The 1,772-nt window shown below is 66.3% G+C and carries 2 protein-coding genes; one reads left to right on the forward strand and one right to left on the reverse strand.

What is annotated here, in order from left to right:
• Positions 1-1,007: acyl-CoA dehydrogenase family protein (locus WBV89_RS01895; protein ID WP_423979647.1), on the forward strand; the 1,007-nt coding region annotated here is incomplete at its 5' end.
• Positions 1,008-1,044: 37 nt separating this feature from the next.
• Here WBV89_RS01895 and WBV89_RS01900 read toward each other — a convergent pair.
• Positions 1,045-1,772: pyridoxal-phosphate dependent enzyme (locus WBV89_RS01900; RefSeq protein WP_423979648.1), on the reverse strand; the 728-nt coding region annotated here is incomplete at its 5' end.

A 1,772-nucleotide genomic window follows, 5' to 3' on the forward strand; every position in this document is an offset into this window, starting at 1 on the left:
TGTCGCTCGGCGGGACCGAGGAACAGAAGGTGAAGTGGATGCAACCGTTGCTCGACCAGGAGATCCGGTCGTGCTTCTCGATGACCGAGCCGGGCGCCGGTGCCGACCCGACATTGCTCACCACGCAGGCGGTTCGTGACGGTGACGAGTGGGTCATCAACGGTCACAAGTGGTTCTCGTCGAACGCATCGGTCTCCGACATCTTGATCGTGATGGTCAAGACCAACCTCGACGAGGACGCCTCCCCGTATCAGGCGTTCTCGATGATCGTCGTTCCGACCGACACCCCCGGGGTGAACATCCTGCGCGACGTCCCGACGATGGGTGAACCCGATCATCGGACCGGCGAGCCGGGTGGTCACGCCGAGATCCTCTACGAGGACGTGCACGTTCCGTTCGACAACATCGTCGGTGGCGAAGCCGGTATCGGCCAGGGGTTCGCGTTGGCCCAGAAGCGTCTCGGACCCGGCCGCATCCACCACGCGATGCGGTGGCTCGGCCAGTCGCAGCGCGCCTTCGACCTGCTCTGCGAGCGTGCGCTCACCCGGTACACGAAGGGATCGATCCTCGCCGACAAGCAGATGATCCAGGATTGGATCGCCCAGTCGTACGCCGATCGTGAGGCCGCGCGGCTGCTCACGCTCCAGGCCGCATGGAAGATGGACCGGTTGCACGAGGCCGGCGGCACCTACAGCGACGCCCGACTCGAGATCGCAGTCATCAAGTTCTGGGGTGCCAGGGTGCTGCACGACGTGATCGACCGGGCGATCCAGATCCACGGATCGCTCGGTTACACCACCGACCTGCCGCTCGAAGCGATGTACCGCGCCGCGCGCGCCGCCCGCATCTACGACGGACCCGACGAAGTCCACAAGGTCACCGTCGCCCGCCAGGTGCTGAAGCGGTACCGGCCCAGCGATCCGAGCATCGACCACATCCCGACCCGTCGTGCCGACGCGCTGGCCCGCTACGGCGACGTCATCGACGAACTCGCGGTCAACTCGTAGCGCCCATCGATCCCCCGGCCCCGGCACGCTCGGGGCGTCACCCGAGCCCGGGCGCGCCGGCGTAGGCGGGAAGGCAGGGCTGCCCGCCGAGATGGCAGTACATCACCCTGGAGCCCGCCGGGATCTCGCCGGATCGGATCATGCCGATGAGGCCGGCCATCGACTTTCCTTCGTAGACGGGGTCGGTGAGCATGCCCTCGGTTCGAGCAGCGAGGTGGATGGCGTCGATGGTCTGCTGGTCCGGGATGCCGTAGGCCGGGCCCTCGTAGCCTGCCACGACCGTGATCTCGTCGTCGCGGAGGTCCCTTCCGAGTTCGATCGTCGCCGCAGTGTTCGTTGCGATCCTCGTCACCTGTGCGATGGTCGTGTCGAGGGTTGCGGATGCGTCGATGCCGATGACCGTGCGGTCGTCGCGGTCCTCGAGCGCGAATCCGGCGATCATCCCGGCATGGCTCGACCCGGTCACCGTGCACACGACGACGTGATCGAAGAACGTTCCGAGCCCGTCCTCTTGAGCGGCGAGTTCGACCGCCCAGTTCGCGAACCCGAGGCCGCCGAGCGGATGGTCCGACGCTCCGGCAGGAATCGGATAGGGCATGCCCCCGGCTGCTTCGACCGATGCGAGTGCGTCCTTCCAGCTGTCGCGGATCCCGATGTCGAAACCGGCGTCGTCGATGCGGATGTCTCCACCCATGATGCGACTGAGCTGGATGTTGCCGACCTTGTCGTAGTTCATGTCGGGCCAATCGACCCAGGCTTCCTGCA

The sequence above is a fragment of the Ilumatobacter sp. genome, from assembly GCF_049588435.1.
Lineage (GTDB): Bacteria > Actinomycetota > Acidimicrobiia > Acidimicrobiales > Ilumatobacteraceae > Ilumatobacter_A.